General features: G+C 47.9%; 15 protein-coding genes. 5 read left to right on the top strand and 10 right to left on the bottom strand.

What is annotated here, in order from left to right:
- Positions 1 to 185: 185 nt before the first annotated feature.
- Both EHQ17_RS10605 and EHQ17_RS10600 read right to left on the bottom strand, forming a co-directional pair.
- Complete coding sequence (locus EHQ17_RS10605; protein WP_210412857.1) at positions 186 to 782, bottom strand: metal-dependent hydrolase; 597 nt, start codon at positions 780 to 782, stop codon at positions 186 to 188.
- Positions 783 to 835: 53 nt separating this feature from the next.
- Entirely contained in the window at positions 836 to 1,453 is a 618-nt protein-coding gene (locus EHQ17_RS10600; protein ID WP_246057530.1) for a glutathione S-transferase family protein, read from the bottom strand.
- A gap of 263 nt (positions 1,454 to 1,716) precedes the next feature.
- Between EHQ17_RS10600 and ilvD the strand changes: the two genes are divergently transcribed.
- The gene (ilvD, locus tag EHQ17_RS10595) at positions 1,717 to 3,399 is read left to right on the top strand and encodes a dihydroxy-acid dehydratase (RefSeq protein WP_135594379.1); all 1,683 of its coding nucleotides are present in this window, start codon (positions 1,717 to 1,719) and stop codon (positions 3,397 to 3,399) included.
- The gene (locus tag EHQ17_RS10590; protein ID WP_135594381.1) at positions 3,396 to 3,926 is read left to right on the top strand and encodes a nucleoside 2-deoxyribosyltransferase; all 531 of its coding nucleotides are present in this window, start codon (positions 3,396 to 3,398) and stop codon (positions 3,924 to 3,926) included. The genes ilvD and EHQ17_RS10590 overlap by 4 nt, the downstream gene beginning before the upstream one ends.
- A gap of 172 nt (positions 3,927 to 4,098) precedes the next feature.
- Here EHQ17_RS10590 and EHQ17_RS10585 read toward each other — a convergent pair whose 3' ends face one another.
- The 4 genes from EHQ17_RS10585 to EHQ17_RS10570 all read right to left on the bottom strand — a co-directional run bounded on the left by EHQ17_RS10585 (position 4,099) and on the right by EHQ17_RS10570 (position 9,822).
- Positions 4,099 to 4,572 carry a hypothetical protein gene (locus tag EHQ17_RS10585; protein ID WP_135594384.1) on the bottom strand — a complete coding sequence of 158 codons (474 nt, stop codon included), beginning with the start codon at positions 4,570 to 4,572 and terminating at the stop codon, positions 4,099 to 4,101.
- Between the two features lie 123 nt (positions 4,573 to 4,695).
- The gene (locus EHQ17_RS10580) at positions 4,696 to 5,478 is read right to left on the bottom strand and encodes a YARHG domain-containing protein (protein WP_135594386.1); all 783 of its coding nucleotides are present in this window, start codon (positions 5,476 to 5,478) and stop codon (positions 4,696 to 4,698) included.
- Between the two features lie 131 nt (positions 5,479 to 5,609).
- Positions 5,610 to 8,987 carry a methylmalonyl-CoA mutase family protein gene (locus EHQ17_RS10575; protein WP_135594388.1) on the bottom strand — a complete coding sequence of 1,126 codons (3,378 nt, stop codon included), beginning with the start codon at positions 8,985 to 8,987 and terminating at the stop codon, positions 5,610 to 5,612.
- 31 nt (positions 8,988 to 9,018) lie between these two features.
- Positions 9,019 to 9,822 (bottom strand): lysophospholipid acyltransferase family protein, encoded by an 804-nt coding sequence (locus EHQ17_RS10570; RefSeq protein WP_135594390.1) that lies wholly within the window; start codon positions 9,820 to 9,822, stop codon positions 9,019 to 9,021.
- A 137-nt stretch (positions 9,823 to 9,959) separates the two neighbouring features.
- On the opposite strand from EHQ17_RS10570, the gene EHQ17_RS10565 reads away from it, so the two are divergent.
- Genes EHQ17_RS10565 through EHQ17_RS10555 form a run of 3 tightly spaced genes read left to right on the top strand, consistent with a single transcriptional unit; the run spans position 9,960 to position 13,812 of the window.
- Entirely contained in the window at positions 9,960 to 10,931 is a 972-nt protein-coding gene (locus EHQ17_RS10565) for a phosphatase PAP2 family protein (protein ID WP_135594392.1), read from the top strand.
- A 5-nt stretch (positions 10,932 to 10,936) separates the two neighbouring features.
- Positions 10,937 to 12,223, top strand: a complete 1,287-nt coding sequence (locus tag EHQ17_RS10560; RefSeq protein ID WP_135594394.1) for an oligosaccharide flippase family protein — start codon at positions 10,937 to 10,939, stop codon at positions 12,221 to 12,223.
- A gap of 50 nt (positions 12,224 to 12,273) precedes the next feature.
- Complete coding sequence (locus EHQ17_RS10555) at positions 12,274 to 13,812, top strand: hypothetical protein (RefSeq protein ID WP_135594396.1); 1,539 nt, start codon at positions 12,274 to 12,276, stop codon at positions 13,810 to 13,812.
- Here EHQ17_RS10555 and EHQ17_RS10550 read toward each other — a convergent pair.
- The 4 genes from EHQ17_RS10550 to EHQ17_RS10535 are packed head-to-tail and all read right to left on the bottom strand — an operon-like array spanning position 13,803 to position 18,492.
- Entirely contained in the window at positions 13,803 to 14,705 is a 903-nt protein-coding gene (locus tag EHQ17_RS10550; RefSeq protein WP_135594398.1) for an ATP-binding response regulator, read from the bottom strand. The two genes, EHQ17_RS10555 and EHQ17_RS10550, sit on opposite strands and share 10 nt — an antisense overlap.
- Positions 14,706 to 14,757: 52 nt before the next feature.
- On the bottom strand, positions 14,758 to 16,125 hold the full coding sequence (locus EHQ17_RS10545; RefSeq protein WP_135594400.1) for a PDZ domain-containing protein: 1,368 nt from the start codon (positions 16,123 to 16,125) through the stop codon (positions 14,758 to 14,760).
- Positions 16,122 to 17,594, bottom strand: a complete 1,473-nt coding sequence (locus EHQ17_RS10540; RefSeq protein ID WP_135594402.1) for a S1C family serine protease — start codon at positions 17,592 to 17,594, stop codon at positions 16,122 to 16,124. The genes EHQ17_RS10545 and EHQ17_RS10540 overlap by 4 nt, the downstream gene beginning before the upstream one ends.
- Complete coding sequence (locus EHQ17_RS10535; protein ID WP_246057528.1) at positions 17,587 to 18,492, bottom strand: LIC11113 family protein; 906 nt, start codon at positions 18,490 to 18,492, stop codon at positions 17,587 to 17,589. Before EHQ17_RS10535 ends, EHQ17_RS10540 begins: the two co-directional genes overlap by 8 nt.
- Between the last annotated feature and the right edge of the window lie 171 nt (positions 18,493 to 18,663).

Raw genomic sequence — 18,663 nt, 5'->3', positions numbered from 1 at the left:
TCCTATTTTCTCCGAAAGATCGATAGAAAATGATAACATTTGAATATTCAAAAAAATTAAAATGGTGCGCTGCAGATTGGAGCGAAGAGCGCGACTCTGCGCCCTTCTCGTTTTTTTTGTTTCCGAAATGCGATTCGTAAACTTCGAAGGAGTTCGCAGAGGCACGCCCGAAAAACTAAGACCGTTTATTTCCGCGTCCGAGTAGTCGATCCGACGGTTCCGTTTTTGTTTTCGTCCGCGCGAGCGAGTCTTATCCGACGCGCCAAGGTTCGCAGAAAAAAGATCGAAACCGATACGGACAACAACGGAATCCAGACGTTCACCCATTCCGATTTCAGTACGATAACGCCGCGTTCGGTTAAAAAGTTTTTGATCCCGATCGGAGAAACACGAATGGGTCTAAGTTCGAAAAAAAAACGTTCGGAAGAATACGGTATCAAAAATCCGACCCCGAGTCCTCCGGTCGTCATCGCGTCCAAAACTCCGTGGGATACGATCGAAAGAAACAGGTATAAAAGTACGATCTCGATTCTCGTTCTGAACCTCGCCGACAATACGCAGGCCAAAACCGAAAGGGAAAACGCGAAGAGGATCGAATGGCTGAACCCGCGATGTCCCCAGTCGCTTTCATAAGGAATTCCTAATTTAAACGCGACCACGTCCGCGTCGGGTAGGATTGAAAATACGATTCCCGTCAATAACAATCGAAACGGGACGAGTTTGTTTCCGATCGCGATCCAAAAAGAGATCGGAACGGCAGTGTGAGTCATGATCGTAGGCATATTCTATTTTCCTAATGTTTTAGATGAAAACGGATTCCGGAAGAGCGGGGTTTTTACTCTCGAATGGAGATCAGTTTCGGATAAGCGGCCACGTTTCGCAGCCACTTTCGGACGTTCGGAAAATCGTCGAACGAAAACCCACCTTCTTCGGCGACGTGAGTGTACGCGTAGAGACAAATATCGGCGATCGTCAATCGTTCTCCCACGAAATAACTCCGATTTCGAAGATGGGTTTCCATGACGGACAATGCCTTGTTTCCTTTTTCGCGGTTGGCGGAAATCAAAGGGGAAGTTTCGTTTTCGGTTTTGGCGTATTTCAACAACCATCGATTGACTGCGATATACGGCTCGTGGCTGTATTGTTCAAAGAACATCCATTCCAAAATCCGTGTTTGTTCCAAAAGATCTCGGGAAAAAAAATCCGTGTCCCTCGCGAGATAATAGAGGATCGCGTTGGATTCCGGAATTCTCGTTTTGTCCTCCAATTCTAAAACGGGAATTTTTCCGTTGGGGTTCAACTTTAGAAATTCCTCCGTTTTCGTTTCTCCCTTTCTCGTATCGACTTCGATCCAAAGATACGACCAACCGAGAAGTTCGAGGAGGGTTTTTACTTTGTGGCAATTTCCGGAAAGGGTCGTTCCGTAGACGGTGTATTTCCGCATCGATTTCATTCTCCTTGGGGCGAAGTCGATCGTGGATTTTGAAACGACCGCAAGCCGTGTTCGAATCGTGAAACACCTTTTTCTCGATTCGATTCGAAGGTCATTTTCGAATTCGTTTCGGTTTCGTATTTCCTTTTTCTAATTTCCGTATTTCCAGGGTCTTCCATGTACTCGGAGCTTTTCCATTTGACTCGAAACCAAGTTCGCAAAACTGTACGTAATCAAACCCGTTTCGGAATCAGGATTCGGGAAGGCAAGAGTAGGAATCTAAGATGAGCGATACACTGAAAAAAAGAAGTTCTATGACCACGGACGGAGACAACCGCGCTCCCAACCGTGCGATGCTCCGCGCGGTGGGATTTACGGACGAAGACTTTCACAAACCGATGATCGGCATCGCTTCCACTTGGAGCGAAATCACTCCCTGCAATATTCATATCAATAAACTCGCCGAAAGAGTCAAAGAAGGAGTTCGCGCCGCCGGAGGAGTTCCTCAGATTTACGGAACGATCACCGTTTCCGACGGGATCATGATGGGGCACGAAGGTATGCATTTCTCTCTTCCTTCCCGCGAAGTGATCGCCGATTCGATCGAAATCGTTTCCAACGCGATGAGACACGACGGCGTGATCGCGATCGGCGGTTGCGACAAAAACATGCCCGGTTGTTTGATGGCTCTTTGTAGAATCGACGTTCCTTCCATTTTCGTCTACGGAGGAACCATCCTTCCCGGCAACTGCGACGGTCACGACGTGGACATCGTTTCGGTTTTCGAAGCCGTAGGACAGATGAACGCGGGAAAAATTTCCCGCGAAGAATTCATCCGTATCGAACAAAACGCGATTCCCGGCGCGGGAAGTTGCGGAGGAATGTACACCGCGAATACTATGTCTTCCGCGATCGAAGCCCTAGGAATGAGTCTGCCGGGTTCGGCTTCCATGCCCGCAGTGAGTTCCCGAAAGGCGAACGATTGTTACGAGGCCGGTCTGGCGTTGCTCGAACTCATCAAAAAGAACATCACTCCCAAACAGATTCTCACCAAAAAGGCGTTCGAAAACGCGATTACCGTCGTGCTCGTGTTAGGCGGCTCCACGAATGCCGTCCTTCACCTCATCGCGATCGCCAAAGAAATCGGAGTGGATTTGACTCTCGAAGACTTCGACCGCATCAGCAAAAAAACTCCGCACCTCGCCGATCTAAAACCCGGTGGTAAATTCTCCATGACCGATCTCGACAAGGTGGGAGGCGTTCACGGAGTGATGAAATATCTCCTGAAAGAAGGAATGTTACACGGAGATTGTCTCACGGTTACCGGTAAAACGATCGCCGAAAATCTAAAGGATATGCCGGACCTCGTGGAAAACCAGGTCATCGTTAAAAAACGTTCCGAAGCGCTTCATCCTTCCGGACCGCTCGTTATCCTGAAGGGAAACCTCGCACCCGACGGTGCGGTCGCCAAAATTTCCGGTTTGAAAAAAATTTCCATTACAGGTCCGGCTAAGGTGTTCGAATCGGAGGACGATTGTTTCAACGCGATCATGTCCGACAAGATCCAGGCAGGAGACGTGATCATCATCCGTTACGAAGGTCCGAAGGGAGGTCCCGGTATGCGCGAGATGTTAGCCGTAACATCGGCGTTAGTCGGTAAAGGTCTCGGAGAGGACGTAGGGTTGATGACGGACGGACGTTTCAGCGGAGGAACACACGGTCTTGTCGTAGGCCATATTTCTCCGGAGGCGTTCGAAGGTGGTCCGATCGCGATCGTTCGAAACGGCGATATGGTTACGATCGATTCCACGAAAAATCTTTTGCAGATCGAAATCTCCCAGGAAGAAATCGACAAACGTCTTAAGTCTTGGAAGCCGATCGAACCTCGATACAAAAGCGGCGTTCTTGCGAAATACGCGAAACTCGTTCAATCGGCCACCAACGGAGCCATCACCAACCTGCTTTGAAGAAGATCTATCTCGCCGGTCCCGAGGTTTTTTTACCGAACGCCGCGGAAGTTCTGCGGGATAGAAAATACTCTTGTGCACACCGAGGGTTTGCCGGACTTTCCCCGTTCGATTCCGAGATCGGGGAAATAAAACGGCGGGATCTCGATTTGGCACGGAGGATATTTTTCGGAAACGTAGAACTCATCCGAACATGCGATCTTGTGATCGCAAACTGCAATCCGTTCCGAGGCGCCTGCGTGGACGACGGAACCGCTTTTGAGATCGGTTACGCGTATTCTCTCGGAAAACGGATCTACGGGTTTGCTCGTTCCCTCGTTTCTTTACCTCGAATCGTGACGGAGAAAATTCCGGTTTTTCCGCATAACTCCGGTTATCCGATCGACGAAGACGGTTATCTTTTGAACGAGGACTTCGGAAATTCGCTCAATCTTATGCTCGAATTTTCGATCTCCACTTCGGGAGGAGTTTTAGTGGAAGGCGATTTCGAGGATTGTCTTTCACGATTGGCGGAAAGGGAACGATGACCGGGTAGACGGACTACGGAACGATATAATATTCTAATATTAGAATGTACCAATGTGACTTTTAGGTTGTGGAGCTCGTCCTTACGATTTTCATTTTAAGAGCATAAAAGTAACGTTAGACGAATTCGGGAAAGCCGCATTCAAAAGTCGAGGACGAACTGCGAATAGCCGATTACATACCCGAAATGTAAGGACGTGCGTTCAACATACTCGAACAATTTATATAACCGTATCCTATCCCGTAATTATCCTGGGTCGGGCTTTCGCAAGGGGAATACAATACTTCCGAGACGCAGACGTTGACGTTACTTTTTCGAACGTGCGTAAAACGATTCGAACAACTTCGGAGTAGACCGTCGGATTCGGAATATACGTCCAAATCCTTATCTTCTTCGCATAAGTCTTCGGAAAAAGTGGCCAGCGTTTTCTTTAGAATCCAACGTTGACTTTCTTCTCCGCAGATGGCGGCTTTGAGTACGACCGCGGAGTAAAAACTGTCTTTGGCTTCTTCCCTTGTCACCTTGTCCGAATCGGTTTCGTCTACGACCGTATAAAACGGATCGAGTAATCCGCATCCTTGAAAAAGGAGGAAAAGGAAAAGCGCGGAAATTTTATTAGGAAACTTCGTGTAAGTCGCGGATCTCATTCAAAAGTAGTAAGAACCGGTAAGCGGAGGTTTCGTTTCCCGAAGATCCGAAAAAGTTTCGAGGTCCGTAGGCGTTTCCACGTTCGAGAATACAAGGAAAACCGAGTCGGAGGAAAGGAAGGATCATTCGTAGTGATAGTCCAGATTTCGTTCGATTTTGCCCGCGCTTTTCATCCGGAATTTCCCCGAAAATAATTTCCCGTCGAGATATACGTAAATCCATTCCTGAATATAACTCGTTTGTGCTACCGAATGGGAGACCGCTAAAAGTGTATCCTTTTCCAAAACGAATTTCGTGTCGCATAACTCTTGTTGTATGGAGTCCGCATAACACTGCCAAAGGCGAATATAACGACCGTCCCGGGAATAGGTTCTGATAAAATAGCGAACGGAATCCGCTTCTCCGTTTTTCGCGGCCCGGATGGAATCGAACAATTTCGGATCGTTTCCGGTCCCGGAGGGCCGTATCGAAGCGATGAAAAAATCCTCGCTCGGATACGGGACCGTTTTCGTAAGAGCGGACGGGTTGCGACGGTGTTCCCGGGGAATCTCCGTTTTTTCCGCCGAACCGAAATATTCACCTTCCGTTTCGTTCCAGAGTATTTCGCCGGTTAAAAAATCGGCGTAACGGGAAAGGAGTTCCTTTTCGGATTTTAACAGCTCCTCCGCCCGTGTTTTGTCCTCCCGCGAAAGGGAAACGTCCTTTTCTTTGGGAGTGTACCATTCGAATCGGCGGAAATGAGAGGATAAAATTCCGTTTTGGAACTTATATCCCTTTCGCGCAAAAATCTCGTTCCGTTTTAGGATGAGGGTTTCCAGTTGTCGATTGTCAATTTCCGAATATAAGGAAAATGAAATATAAAAGATCGTAATGGGAAGGAGGATCGTCCATCGTTTTCGTTTCATGGTTCTCGTTTTCTGTCTTCGTTGCTTTTTTAAATCGGAGTTTGATGATGCCGAAAAAAAACGAAGGCCTTCTAAGGCCACCGTTTACGATCGGGCGAGTCCGCTTTCGGAAGCGGATGGGAGAAAGTCGGTCACATACTTCTTCGGTACTGTCCGCCCACTTCGTAAAGAGCGTGGGTCATTTGTCCGAGCGAAGCTACTTTGGCGGATTCCATCAACTCCTGAAAGATGTTCCCGTTTTTTAAAGAGACGGTTTTCAGTTTTTCCAGACTTGTTCCGATTTTCGTTTCGTTTCGTTTTTGAAATTCCCGGAGCGCACCGATCTGATTCCGTTTTTCCTCGTCCGTGGACCGGATCACTTCTTCCGGAACGATCGTGGGAGAACCTTCCTTACTCAGAAAGGTGTTTACCCCTATGACCGGGAACTCGCCGCTGTGTTTTAAGGATTCGTAATATAACGATTCTTCCTGGATTTTATTCCTCTGATACATCATTTCCATCGCGCCTAAAACTCCCCCACGTTCCGAAATCCTGTGAAATTCCTCGAGGATCGCCTGTTCCACCAAGTCACTCAATTCCTCTATGATGAAGGAGCCCTGGCTCGGATTTTCGTTTTTGGCGAGTCCGAACTCGCGGTTGATGATGAGCTGAATCGCCATCGCACGACGGACCGATTCTTCCGTCGGAGTCGTGATCGCTTCGTCGTATGCGTTCGTATGTAGGGAATTGCAGTTGTCGTAAATTGCGTATAACGCTTGTAAGGTGGTTCGTATATCGTTGAACGCGATCTCTTGGGCGTGTAGGGATCTTCCGGAGGTTTGGATGTGATACTTGAGCATCGCGGAACGGTCGTTCGCACGGTATGTAAACCGCATCGCCTTGGCCCAGATTCTTCTCGCCACACGTCCGATGACCGCGTATTCCGGGTCGATTCCGTTCGAAAAGAAGAAGGATAAGTTGGGGGCGAAGTCGTCGATTTTCATTCCCCTGCTTAGAAAATACTCCACGTAAGTGAGCCCGTTCGAGAGAGTGAAGGCGACCTGTGTGATCGGATTCGCGCCGGCTTCCGCGATATGATATCCCGAGATGGAAACCGAATAGAAGTTACGCACCTGTTTTGCGATGAAAAATTCCTGTATATCGCCCATCATCTTAAGCGCGAATTCCGTGGAAAAAATACAAGTGTTCTGCGCCTGATCCTCTTTGAGGATGTCGGCCTGCACGGTGCCTCGGACGCTCTTTAAGGTTTCGGACTTTATGTTTTCGTAAACTTCCCTTTCCAAAACCTGATCCCCGGTGGTTCCGAGGAGCATCAATCCTAGGCCGTCGTTGCCTTGCGGTATCGGCGCTCCGTATTTTGGAACCGGTAGATTTTTTTCCCGATATAAGGTTTCGATCTTTTGTCTTATCGTATCCTGGATTCCTTGCGCGCGGATGTATTTTTCACAGGCTTGATCGATCGCTGCGTTCATAAAAAACGCGAGCACCATCGGCGCGGGGCCGTTGATCGTCATCGAAACGGAAGTGGTCGGATTACAGAGATCGAATCCCGAATACAATTTTTTCGCGTCGTCTAACGTGGCTATGCTCACGCCAGAGTTTCCTATTTTGCCGTAGATGTCCGGTCTTTCCCCGGGATCTTCCCCGTAAAGTGTGACCGAATCGAAAGCGGTTGAAAGACGTTGTGCGGGCATTCCCAAACTCACGTAGTGAAATCTAGTATTGGTTCGCTCGGGTCCTCCTTCTCCCGCAAACATACGCGTCGGATCCTCTCCGGTGCGTTTGAAAGCGAACACACCCGCAGTGAACGGAAACTCCCCGGGAAAATTTTCCTGAAACGACCAGCGAACGATTTCGCCCCAGTCCTGAAACTTGGGAACTGATACCTTGGGGATTTTGAGATGACTCAAGGATTCGGTCGTGTTGGAAACCTTGATTTCCTTGTCTCGAACCGTATACGTGAAACTTTCGCTTCGATAATTCCTGATTTTTTCCTCCCATTCCGTCAGGATTTTTTTCGTTATCGGATCTAAGGAGTTTTCAATTTTAGAATATTCTAATTTTAGAATGTTTATTTCCTGTCCGGATTGTTCGAGGATTTCGATCGCGCCTTTGAGTCTGTAAAGTTTGCGTGCCTTTTCGGATTCGAGTTCGGAAAGTCGGTCGTAACGCGCGCATTCCTCGCGGATTTCCGCCAGATATCGCACTCGATCCGGAGGTATGATGAAGATTTTTTCGCTCATACCTTGTTCTTTTCCGTAGGAGGAATTCCAGTCGAGTTCCGCTTTTTCGGAAAGGGTGCGGATGACGTTCGCGTAGAGTTGATTGGTTCCCGGATCGTTGAATTGGGAAGCGATCGTTCCGAACACGGGCATGGAATCCACGTTTTCGCCGAACCGTTGTCTGGATCTTTGGAATTGTTTTTTTACGTCCCGAAGGGCGTCTAACGCTCCCCTTTTGTCGAACTTGTTGATGGCGATGAGATCCGCGTAGTCGATCATATCGATCTTTTCGAGTTGGGTCGCGGCTCCGTATTCCGGAGTCATTACGTACAACGCGACGTCCGCGACCTCGGTGATTTCCGAATCGCTTTGGCCGATACCCGCGGTTTCCACCACGATCAGATCGAATCCGGCGTTTTTTAAGACTTCGATACTTCGTTTAACGTTTTTGTTAAGCGCAATATTGGCTTCTCTCGTCGCGAAAGAGCGCATATACACCCGTTCGTGGGATATGGAATTCATACGGATACGATCGCCTAACAACGCTCCGCCGGTTTTTCGTTTGGAAGGATCCACCGAAAGGATGGCTATGGTTTTATCCGAAAAATCGATCAGAAACCTGCGTACCAACTCGTCGGTCAGGGAGGACTTTCCGGCCCCTCCGGTTCCTGTGATTCCCAAAACGGGAACGATTTTCGACGCGCTGGGAAAGTTGAGTTTTTCGGTCAAAGAAGTTCGTTCCAGATCAGGACGCTCGAACGTGTTTTCGACGAGGGTGATCGTCTGCGCGATCGCGAGAGGATTTTTTTCCTTTAAGGAGGAATGTAAGGTTCCGTTGAAGGTGAGGGGAGGAATGAAGTCGGATTTGCGGATGAGATCGTTGATCATTCCTTGTAATCCGAGTTCTCGTCCGTCGTCGGGCGAATAGATCCGAGTCACTCCGTAGGATTCCAGTTCCCTGATTTCGGAAGGGAGTATCGTGCCACCTCCGCCGCCGAACACCTTGATATGAGCCGCACCTTTTTCCCTCAAAAGGTCTATCATATATTTGAAATATTCTACGTGACCGCCTTGGTAGCTCGTGATCGCGATTCCTTGTGCGTCTTCCTGAATCGCACATTCCACGATTTCCCGTACGGAGCGGTTGTGCCCCAAGTGAATCACTTCCACGCCGGAAGACTGTAAAATCCTGCGCATAATGTTGATCGATGCGTCGTGTCCGTCGAAGAGGGAAGCCGCCGTGATAAAACGGACCTTGTGTTTTGGGGTGTAGACTTGCGTTTCCATAATATTCTTCTATTCTAATGTATTTCGACGGTCAGGTTTCCGGTTCCTCGATCAGTTTGCGGACGCGGCGTTCCAACTCTTCGGTCACCATCTTAGCCGCTTTTTTTAAGGGCTCTTTCGGGAATTCGTGCGGATAAATCGGCTTACCGATGTTATACGTCACCTTGGATCCGAACGCCTTTCCGGTCAAAAATGCTTCGGGTTTTGTCATTCTCCAGGCGCCTTTGATTCCGCTCGGAATGATGGGGACTCCCGCTCGGATCGCTAATTTTGCGGAAAGGGCCTTAAACGCTCCCGGTTCCAGGGTTTCCGTTCTGGTTCCTTCCGGATAGACGGAGATCAATTCCCCTTTTCCGATGAGTTCTACGATATAATTCTCCAGATCCTCGTAGTAGGCCGCGGCGGATTTCGCGTCTTTCACGTTATGCGATCTTAGGATGGGATGTCCTCCCCAGTGCATGAGTTGTTTTCCCTGAAGATCGCCGAGTGCGTTCAGGGCGGTGACCAAGGTTTGTTTCATCAGACTTAAGGGGAACTTGTTTAACGGAGAATCGGGATTCTCCAAAAACTCGAGGATCGTCTCCTGCGGATGAAAGAGTTCGTATTTTCCGAGATAGATGACCTTCCTGGCCACGGCGGTTCCTTGTACGATTACGTCCAAGTGGTCCGTGTGGTTGGAGATCAACACCGCTCCTCCGGTTTGAGGAACGTTTTCCAGACCGGTCACTTCTACGGAGTAAACGAGATTGAGTAAGGTCTTCAGAAATTGTTTTACGGGTTCTCGGGGGATGAGAAAAAGGCTATCGAGTAATTCGGAGTCTGTTCGGTTTTCCATGCAAGGTCGCTTTTCTAACGAGTGTTCAATAAATATGGGTGTACGGTTCATTGTACCAGCAGAATCGAATCCATCAAGTGGGATTTTGCCGATCTTCAACGAATGTGATACAAAAGTAAGTTAGGAGAAATCGAAGTATGAGCGTACGGTTGAATTGGTTTCAGGATCCGTTTTGGTTTGGCACTTCCCTTTTGGAATCGTTTCGCGGTTCCTCTTTGGATCCGGTTTTGGGAGCGTTGACCTTCGTGTTACACCAACTCGGTGGAAATCTTTTTTTTATGATTCTGCTTTCCGCGACGTATCTTCTATTCGATCGAAAGTTGGGATTGCGTCTTGCGATCGGTCTTTTGACTTCGGGAATTTCGAACGGACTCGTCAAAGGTTGGTTGGAAAGTCCTAGGCCGGATCTTCCTTGGTACGGCCCGGGAAGATTGGAGGAGTTCGCGTACGGATTTCCCTCCGGTCACGTACAGACTTCCGTGGTCGTTTGGGGTTTGCTCTTTTTGCATTCCCGGTCCCGGTTGGTACGGACGTTTGCGATTCTGATCCCTCTTTTGATGCCCTTTTCCAGAATGTATGCGGGGGTTCATTTTGCGGGAGATGTGCTCGGGGGTTTGATCCTAGGAGGAATCGGCTTGGCGGGCACCGAACTTCTGTTCCGTTTTTTGCCGGAGTTGGATCATCCGCGTCCGTTTCCGGGACAAAATCGTTCGAATACGAAAAGTATCGCTTTGGTGATCGTAGTGTTCACCTTGCCTTCGATTCTATTGTATTCCCACGAAAACGCGCTCGCAAAAAATAAATCCTTCGAGCAGACGATTTCCGCGAGCGGCGCTCTCGCCGGATTTTTGATCGGAATTCTTCTTTGCAAATCCTATTCGCTCGATTGGAAACCCGTCGATTCGATTTCCGAAACCGTAAAACGGATCGCGGTTTGGTTGGTCGGAGTTCTTCTTTTTTATTTTTTGCTCGGATGGTTGATCCAAAAATTCCTTCCTGAAAATCCGGTTGCAAGATATCTCCGATACGGGATCGTTAGCAGTTACATCGGTTTTTTTTCCGTCTACCTGTTGTCTTTGAAGAAAGGAGAAACCGATACCCATTCATAGAGTAAATGTTCAATCTTTCCGGGAAGCTGAAAAAAGTTTCGGACCTTGCGGTCCAATTCCGTAAATCCGGAATGTTCAAGTCTTCGATATTCGTAAGCGTGTCGAAGGCCGTTTCCTCGCTCCTCAATCTCGTGTTTATGGTATATTCCGTAAACATTCTCACGAAAAGCGAAAACGGACTTTTCCAATACTACGCCGGATTTCTTCCCGTGTTGCTCGCGATCGCCGAGTTCGGACTTCCCGCAGCCCTCGTGAAATTTTTAGCTCCGGTTACGGGGGACAAACGTAAGATCGGGGTTTTGTTGTCCTCTTCGCTTCTTATCAAACTCGGGGCGTTGGGAGCGTTGACGTTGATCAGTTTGATCGGCGCCGTTTTGCTTCGGGAAAGTTCGATCGTAGTCGCGCTTCTCGTGTTGGGAAGTTTCGTTTTGTCCTTCAATTCCTTTTTCGAAAGTATATTCATCTGTTTCGGAAACTACATCTCCCTTTCGTTTTGGAATCCGCTTCCCAATCTGGTCCGTCTGCTCGTGTTATACGGAGCCGATCATATTTCCCAAAGAGCCTTGGGACATCTGGACATTCTAGCCATTTTCACCGCTTCGCCCTTGTTCGTGTTGGTTTTATTTTTTTTCGTGTTTCCGAGACGACAACTGTTTTGGAGCGGGGACAAAAACGGAGTCAAGGAAATGACGGCCACGTTGACCTCGTTCAACGGCTATGCTTTTTTGGCTTCGATTTTCGCGATGATCTCGGACCGTATGGAGATCTTTTTTTTGAAGTGGTATCATTCCCAGGAATCGGCCGCGGTGTACGGAACCGCCTTACAGCTGTTCAGCGGATTTGTGATTTTGTTTTCCGTGATCAACTCGCTCATATATCCGAAGTTGTCGCGATTGGTGGAATCGCAGGAATTTCCCAAGGTCCTTTGGAAGTCGGTGCTTTTGTCGGTGGGAATGGCGGTCGTTTTGTCGCCCGGATTTTTTCTCGCGGAATGGATTTTGAATCTGCTTTTCCGCGGAAAATACGCGGATTCGATCGGAGTGTTTCAGATTCTTTATCCGAATTACATGTTGCAGCTCGTTTTTTCCCCGTTGGGAATCGCGTTATTCGCCTTGGGACAACCGAGAATGCTCGCGTTTTTATCCCTTCTCCGGCTCGTCTGCGGTTTGGTGCTCGCCAATCTTCTGATTCCGGAATACGGACCCACCGGCGCCGCTTCCTCCTATTTTCTGGGGCAGATCGTTTCCTGGTTGATTTTGACGGGATATTTTCTGGCTTATTTTAGGAAATGAGCCGGGTTGGCGATCCGGATATATGCAGAAAAAAGAATATTATAAATCGTATGAATTCTAAATCGGAGACGTGTTCCTTTTCGGGAGCCGTTTTTTCGGGGCGGATCCGTTTTTCGAAACCGGCTCCGTTTTTCCTATATATTCTAATTTTATTATATTTTAATTTTCCGATATTTGCGGAATCCTACGATTCCTACCGGAAGGACGATTTACTTTTGTTGAGCGACGGAAAACGGGATCTCGCCGGCAGAGGACGTTTTCTGTCCTTCCACGAAGGCGGGGCCGAAAAAAAGGAAACGGACGTTTCCCCATCGCACCGAAAGCAGGGTCCGTACGCGAATTTGAACGCGATCTACCGGGGATTGACGCAACACGGCGGAGTCGCGGAGGAAATGGCCGACAGAAGTTTTTCCAAAACGATCCTCAGTCCGGAAGTGGGATACGGTCGAAAGAGGGAACGATTGTATTATCAAATTCTAATGTCTCCTTTTTTGTCCTACGAAGAAAGCGTAAACGGAATCAAAACGGTCGTCAAAGGCGCCGACGGAGAACTTTTGGGATTGGGCGGCTGGGATTCCGCGGTTTGGAAACTCGGATTGGAGGCGGGTAGGGGTTATCAGCGGCTCGATCGGAACGGATTTTTGTTCGCTGGTTTTCTCAACTATGGGGAAACTTACTTTTTGTGGAAACCCCTCCGCCTTTCCTTTTCCGGAATAACGGCCCTGATGGAAGAATCCTCCCTGTATACGGAACGTGATAAAAAACAATCCCCGCGCAGGATTTTCGGAGGATCGCTCCGATTCGGAGACGGTTCTATAGTTAAAAATTTTAGAATATTCTACTACACTTATATTGAAACGAGACAGGAGGCTTTTGTGGGGGATTTTTTCCGCGGACCGGAGCCGTTTCGTCCTTACGGGAAATACGTCTATTACGGTTTCGAATTTTCCTCCGAAAGTTTTTCCGGTTTTCGTTTCGATTTGGACGCGATCGTGGTCCGGGGCACGCCGGAATACGGACCGGACGCGTTTCGGAGTTATCAGACTTCCCGTTACACCTCGGCGGGATTCGCCGGAGGACGGATCGTTTGGGATAGAAGAGAAGCGTCCTATTTTTTAGGAGGACTGTTTTTTTCCAAGGACGAGGAACTCAGGACCGATCGGAATTCGAACGGTTATTCCGGAATCCGTACGGATCTACGAGGATACGGCGGCAAAACGTCATTTCTGTTGAGTCAAAGTCTTCTGTTGCAGGAGGGGACCGTGTTCGCTCCGGAACAAGGAACTTCCGCCCGACCCGATTTCGAAAATAAAGGGATGAGGTTGGTCCAGGCCGGGGCGCGTAAAACCTGGAATTCCCGTTGGACCTTACAGGGAATCCTTTTGTCCTCCTCTTCTTCGCTCGGGATCGGTTGGGAGGCCGTTGCAATCGGAGGATACGAATCAGAATATTCGTATATTCTAATGAGCTTATCTTATGCGAAGGTGGATCCGCAAAAACAAGAGCCCGTTTTTTTCGAGGAATGGAGAAGGGACGCTGAAGAAAAGGAATACGCGCGGTTTTACCTATCCGCGGGAGCTTATTTTTGAGAAAGTGCGGGTTGTTTTTTAAGAGTCTTACTGAAACGCACCTCGTTCCCCACTTCGTTGTAGATCAGTTCGTCCACGTTCATACGGACGAGAAAAATTCCGCGACCGGAAAGGTGACTCGCGTTCGGATCCGTGACCGGATCGGGGACCTTGGAAGGATCGAATCCGGAGCCGTGATCTTTTAACGAAACTTTCACCACGCCGTTTTCGAAACCTATCTCCAAAATCACGGATTCTTCGAGTGCGTCGCAGATACGATCGACGTGGTCGAAGTAATTGATATCCGACGAAAGAAGTTTCGACTTGTTCTCGTAGCTGATTCCGGCGGATCCGTGTTCGATGGAGTTGCCGAGCAGTTCGTATAAGGCGAGTTTGATCGCGAGTATGTCGTCCGTGTGGATTCCAGGAATTACGGTCACGGAACGCATGACTAAGTTCACGTATTGGTTCAAATTCTTCAGACTCGGTTTGATCGTGAATTGTTGTCTGGATTCCGTTAGCTGAAAGTGGTTTTTACCGATGAGTTCCTGGCTGGAAATAAATAAATTCTCGAATTTTTGGAGGGAATGACGGATCGCGTCCATGCGGAAGGGTTTGATAAAAAAATCCACCGCACCCAAACGAAGGGCCCGGATCGACACGTCGATGTCCTGGTTCCCGGTGATTACGATGAACGGAGTGTTGACTCCCGTATCCCTGAGTCTCGAAATGAAATCGATCCCGCTCATTTTGGGAAGACGGACGTCGGTAACGATCAGATCGAAGGTTTCGTTTTTGCATACGACGAGCGCTTCCTCCGCGGTTCCGGCCAGGGTAAGGTCGTGGAAGGAACCGAAGATCTCCCGAAACAAGTCTCGGATTACTTCTTCGTCGTCTAAGAATAGGATTCGCATTGGAAAATTCCGGTTTCAAACATTACATTTCCGGAATGAATCCGTCAAGAGATTAACGTTCTAAATTGTCCAGTTTGTCCAGATTGTAACTCGTTAGAATCTTTTGATTTAAACGTTTCCATTGATCGTTGGAAAACGCTGCGATTCTATTTCCCGAAAAACGGAAAACCGTATAATCTTCCTTACTTTCCTGTAGGATTTCTTTGAGATCGATCAGGGAGCGAACGGGTCGGTCGTTTACGGTTTCTAAAATTTGGTCTTGGAAATCGTGAAATCCACGGTTTTCGGGATCCGGAAATACCCGACTTACGAATACGATTCTGTTTTTTTCCGGATGCGCTTTTTTATCGTAGGATTCGTAGAGATAGAGCAGTTTTTTGTCCGAATTCTCTCGGTATTTGTCCCCGGATTCTTTGAGGTATGCGCCCGTAAGTTCGGTGAAAAAAAGCCCTCCGCTAATCAGATACGAAGGGGGTTTGTTTATCGATTTGGAGGGAATGAAGAAAAACTCCTCCGTATACGGCTTTAGGAAATAAGAAATTTCCCTTCTTTTGCCCGCGCGAAAAACCCCCAACACGACGTTCGCACCCGGAGAAACGAAACGACCTTCGGACATAAGAATTCTGGAATACACTTCCTGTTTGTCGGGCGGAGAGGAAAATCCGCGACCGTTTATACTATAGATCGCGTCACCAGGAAATAAGTTATGGACCGGTCCGACTCCGGGCAAAACCTCCGAAACCACGACTCCGTAGGAAGAGTCCGGAAAGTAGAATTTTTTTTCCGGAGTCGTAAGGGCGTCTTCAAATGAAAAACCTGGATGAACGATCGGATTTTCGGAGGGAGTTTTCAGAAAAGAGACTAGATATTCCGCGGGAACGTTCCATCGTCCGTCGCTGTATCCACAGATTATATTTTTTGAATATAAGAATTTTCTTTCGCCCGATTCTTCGCGGTTCTGTTTGGACATCCTTAGGATCGCGTTCGAATTTTCCGGATTGTTCCATTCCGGTTTCGGAAAAAAGGAGGAACATCCGGCTTGGCGCGAATTTCCGAAACGAGCGAATCCGTTTTTCGAAGAGAACTTTCCTCGATGCGAAAACAAAGTCATACCGGTTTCCGGATCGTGTTTGAATACGTAAAGACGGCCCCCCGGTTTTACGGAGGGATTGAATTCGGAAAAGAGGGGAACCTCTCCTGGAGGCAATAACGCCAAAAGAAAATCGGAATCTGCGATCGCGGCGGGAACTTTTTTTTCGTAGTGATTTCCCTTTTGCCAAGGATTCTGATGTGAATACTTTCTGAAATGTACCAGGATCGTTTCCGATCGGAGGGAAACCGGTACGATTAGTAGGATCAGAGTCCAGCCTATCAACGAGGATCTTAAGAAAAACGTAATATGGAACGGAAACAATCTCATTCGTCCGCCTCCGCGTCGAAACGTTTTTTGATTCGGACGTTGATCTTTTCGATCGTGTCCTGGTCCAACACGATCGGAAGATTCACGCCCCTGAATTTCAGACTGATCGTTCCTCCGTAGAATTTTTTCCACAACGATTTGAAGTCATCCAGATTGGAAGGAGTCCGGTCGTTGATCGATTCCACAATCTTATAACGATACGAGGAATACTTGGAGTTGAGGGGATCGGGGTAAATGCCGGAAAGGATGATGTCTCTCTCCGTGAAACGGTACAATTCGTCCTGAATGTGATAACTGTAATGATAACGGAGAGAACTTTCCAATCGTTTGGAATCCCCTCCCGCCAACGCGCGATTGACCGGCTGAAATAAAAACCCCGCCGCTAAAAAACTCGAAGGGGTTCCCGATTGTCTGTATAAAGCCAAAGACGGAACACGTTTGAGTTCGCCTTCCACCTTGTAGTTTTTTCCGTTTCTATAAAAGAAAACCTTCACCTTATCTCCGATGAATTTGTTTTCTATCATCTCTCCTATGAATCCTCCGCCCGGCTCCAAAACTCCGCCTTCGTCGTTTAGATACGCTTCGTCGATTTTATAAACGAAGTCCTCCGGTTTTAAAAGATCGGAAAAGGAGGAATCCGGATAAACCGTATTGATCAGGATTCCGTTTAGACCGTTAGGAATTTTGAGATAATCCTTGAGGGAGGAGGAATATCCGTTTTGGAAACTGAATCCGGGAAAAGGAAATCCTTCGTAACTTCCGTCCTCCACGTCTTTGAGAAAATGATTGATCACTTCCGGCGGAATCAGATAGGCCACGTTACCCTGCGATTGGCTGACCTGGAAGGTTATACCGGCGACCTTTCCGTTTTGGATCGCGGGTCCTCCCGAATAACCGGGTACTATGTTCGCGATTACTCGGATGGCCTTTCTGTAATCCAAACCGGTATAAGAATAACGGATCCGTTCCACTCTCGAAACATTACCGTTTTCTAATGTTATATTGTCGTCACCGCCCGGATATCCCAAAATGAGAACGTTGCTGCCCAGAGACGGCGAAAATTCCGAAATCTCCAACGGTTCCACGCCGTTGAAAAACTCATCGTCTTCGACCTTTAGGATGGCGAGGTCGCAGTCGAAACCCACGTATTGAACTTCCGCCTTGTAGAATTTGCTGGAATTGAAATGTTTTACCTTAAGATATCCGGAGGAGGAGGAAACCACGTGGGCGTTGGTCAGAATCCGGTTTCCGGTCACGATCATACCGGTGCCCGCGTCCCGGTTGAAGGATTTGTCGGGATAACCGGTCCCTTCCTCCTTTTCGGAAAAAGTGTCGTTTCGTATGATCACGACTCCGTCGAGAAGCGCTTTAAGATCGGCGGAGTTTCCGTTTTGCGCCGCAACGTCGGACGCGAAAAACGCAATCGATAACATTAATATTAGAATATAATAAATTACTTTCTTATTCATTGTAAATTTCAGCGTCCCGCCAAAGGATTTTATCCGCTTCCACGGAATGGATTCTCAATTTTCCCAAATATCGCGCTCCTTCCTGGATCTGATCCGTATCTTTGTCGTCCAATCTGATTTTCCCCAAAAAGTCCGCCTTGATCCGTATATACGAATACGGAGAGGAAGGGACACAACTCGCTTGAAAGGAGTAGTATAACGACTTGTCCCAATAAAAATCGGAATCCTTTTTCAAAAAGATCAACGGGCACGTGGAATCGAAAAAGATCTCCTTGCCCGGGTTCAAATCGCGTTTGGAAGGATGTTTGGCTATGCTAAGAAAATAGCGTAACCCGAAGTTATCCTTTGGTTCTTTCACCGGAGTCGGTCGGATCGGATTCTCCCGTTCTTGTTTCGTTTTTTCCCTTTTCTCGAAAACGGACGTCTTGCCCGATTCGAAAACGGAACCTTCTTGTTTGATTTCAAGAAACACTTTTTTTCCGATCGTCATCGCCTCACCGAGGGAAACCGTTTCCAATCTTCGTTTGGAATTTCCGAAAGAAGAACCGAGCTGGATGAAATTCTTCCAGGTCTGTTCGTCGCAATAAAAAGAAAGATAACGAACCGTTTCAAAACGACCGGACTCTTCGAAATAACAAGGAGACACGTCGAAACCGGGATGTCTTCCGCGAAAGGATCGTAGGCTGGTTTGGGAAGGACGTTTTTGAAACTCCTTGAGGAAGGATTTGAATTCTTCCCGAGCCGATCCGGAAGAATCGGGTTTCGTGTCGCTTCCTATTTCTTCCGGATTAGAAAGTAGAAAAACGGAAAACAAAACACAAAGAGCCGCGACCTTCCCGAAATTTCGGAAAGGTACTGAGGTTCTGCAGAGCAGGTTCCTGAATGCGGTCTTCATCATTTAGAATATCGGATTTCAAACCCCCCGATGTTAACCTCCGGAACACAAAGAGAATTTTTTACTTATGTCCCAAATTTATCGCGTTTTTTAAAAAAAAGTACATCGGAAATCTTAGGTTATAAATAATGGTTAAATTCTAAGAGTACTCTTGAGTTCGATTCGTAACGGAAG

This window comes from Leptospira gomenensis (assembly GCF_004770155.1).
In the GTDB taxonomy this organism is placed as follows: Bacteria; Spirochaetota; Leptospiria; order Leptospirales; family Leptospiraceae; genus Leptospira; species Leptospira gomenensis.
This window is presented reverse-complemented; position numbering and strand designations above follow the sequence as displayed.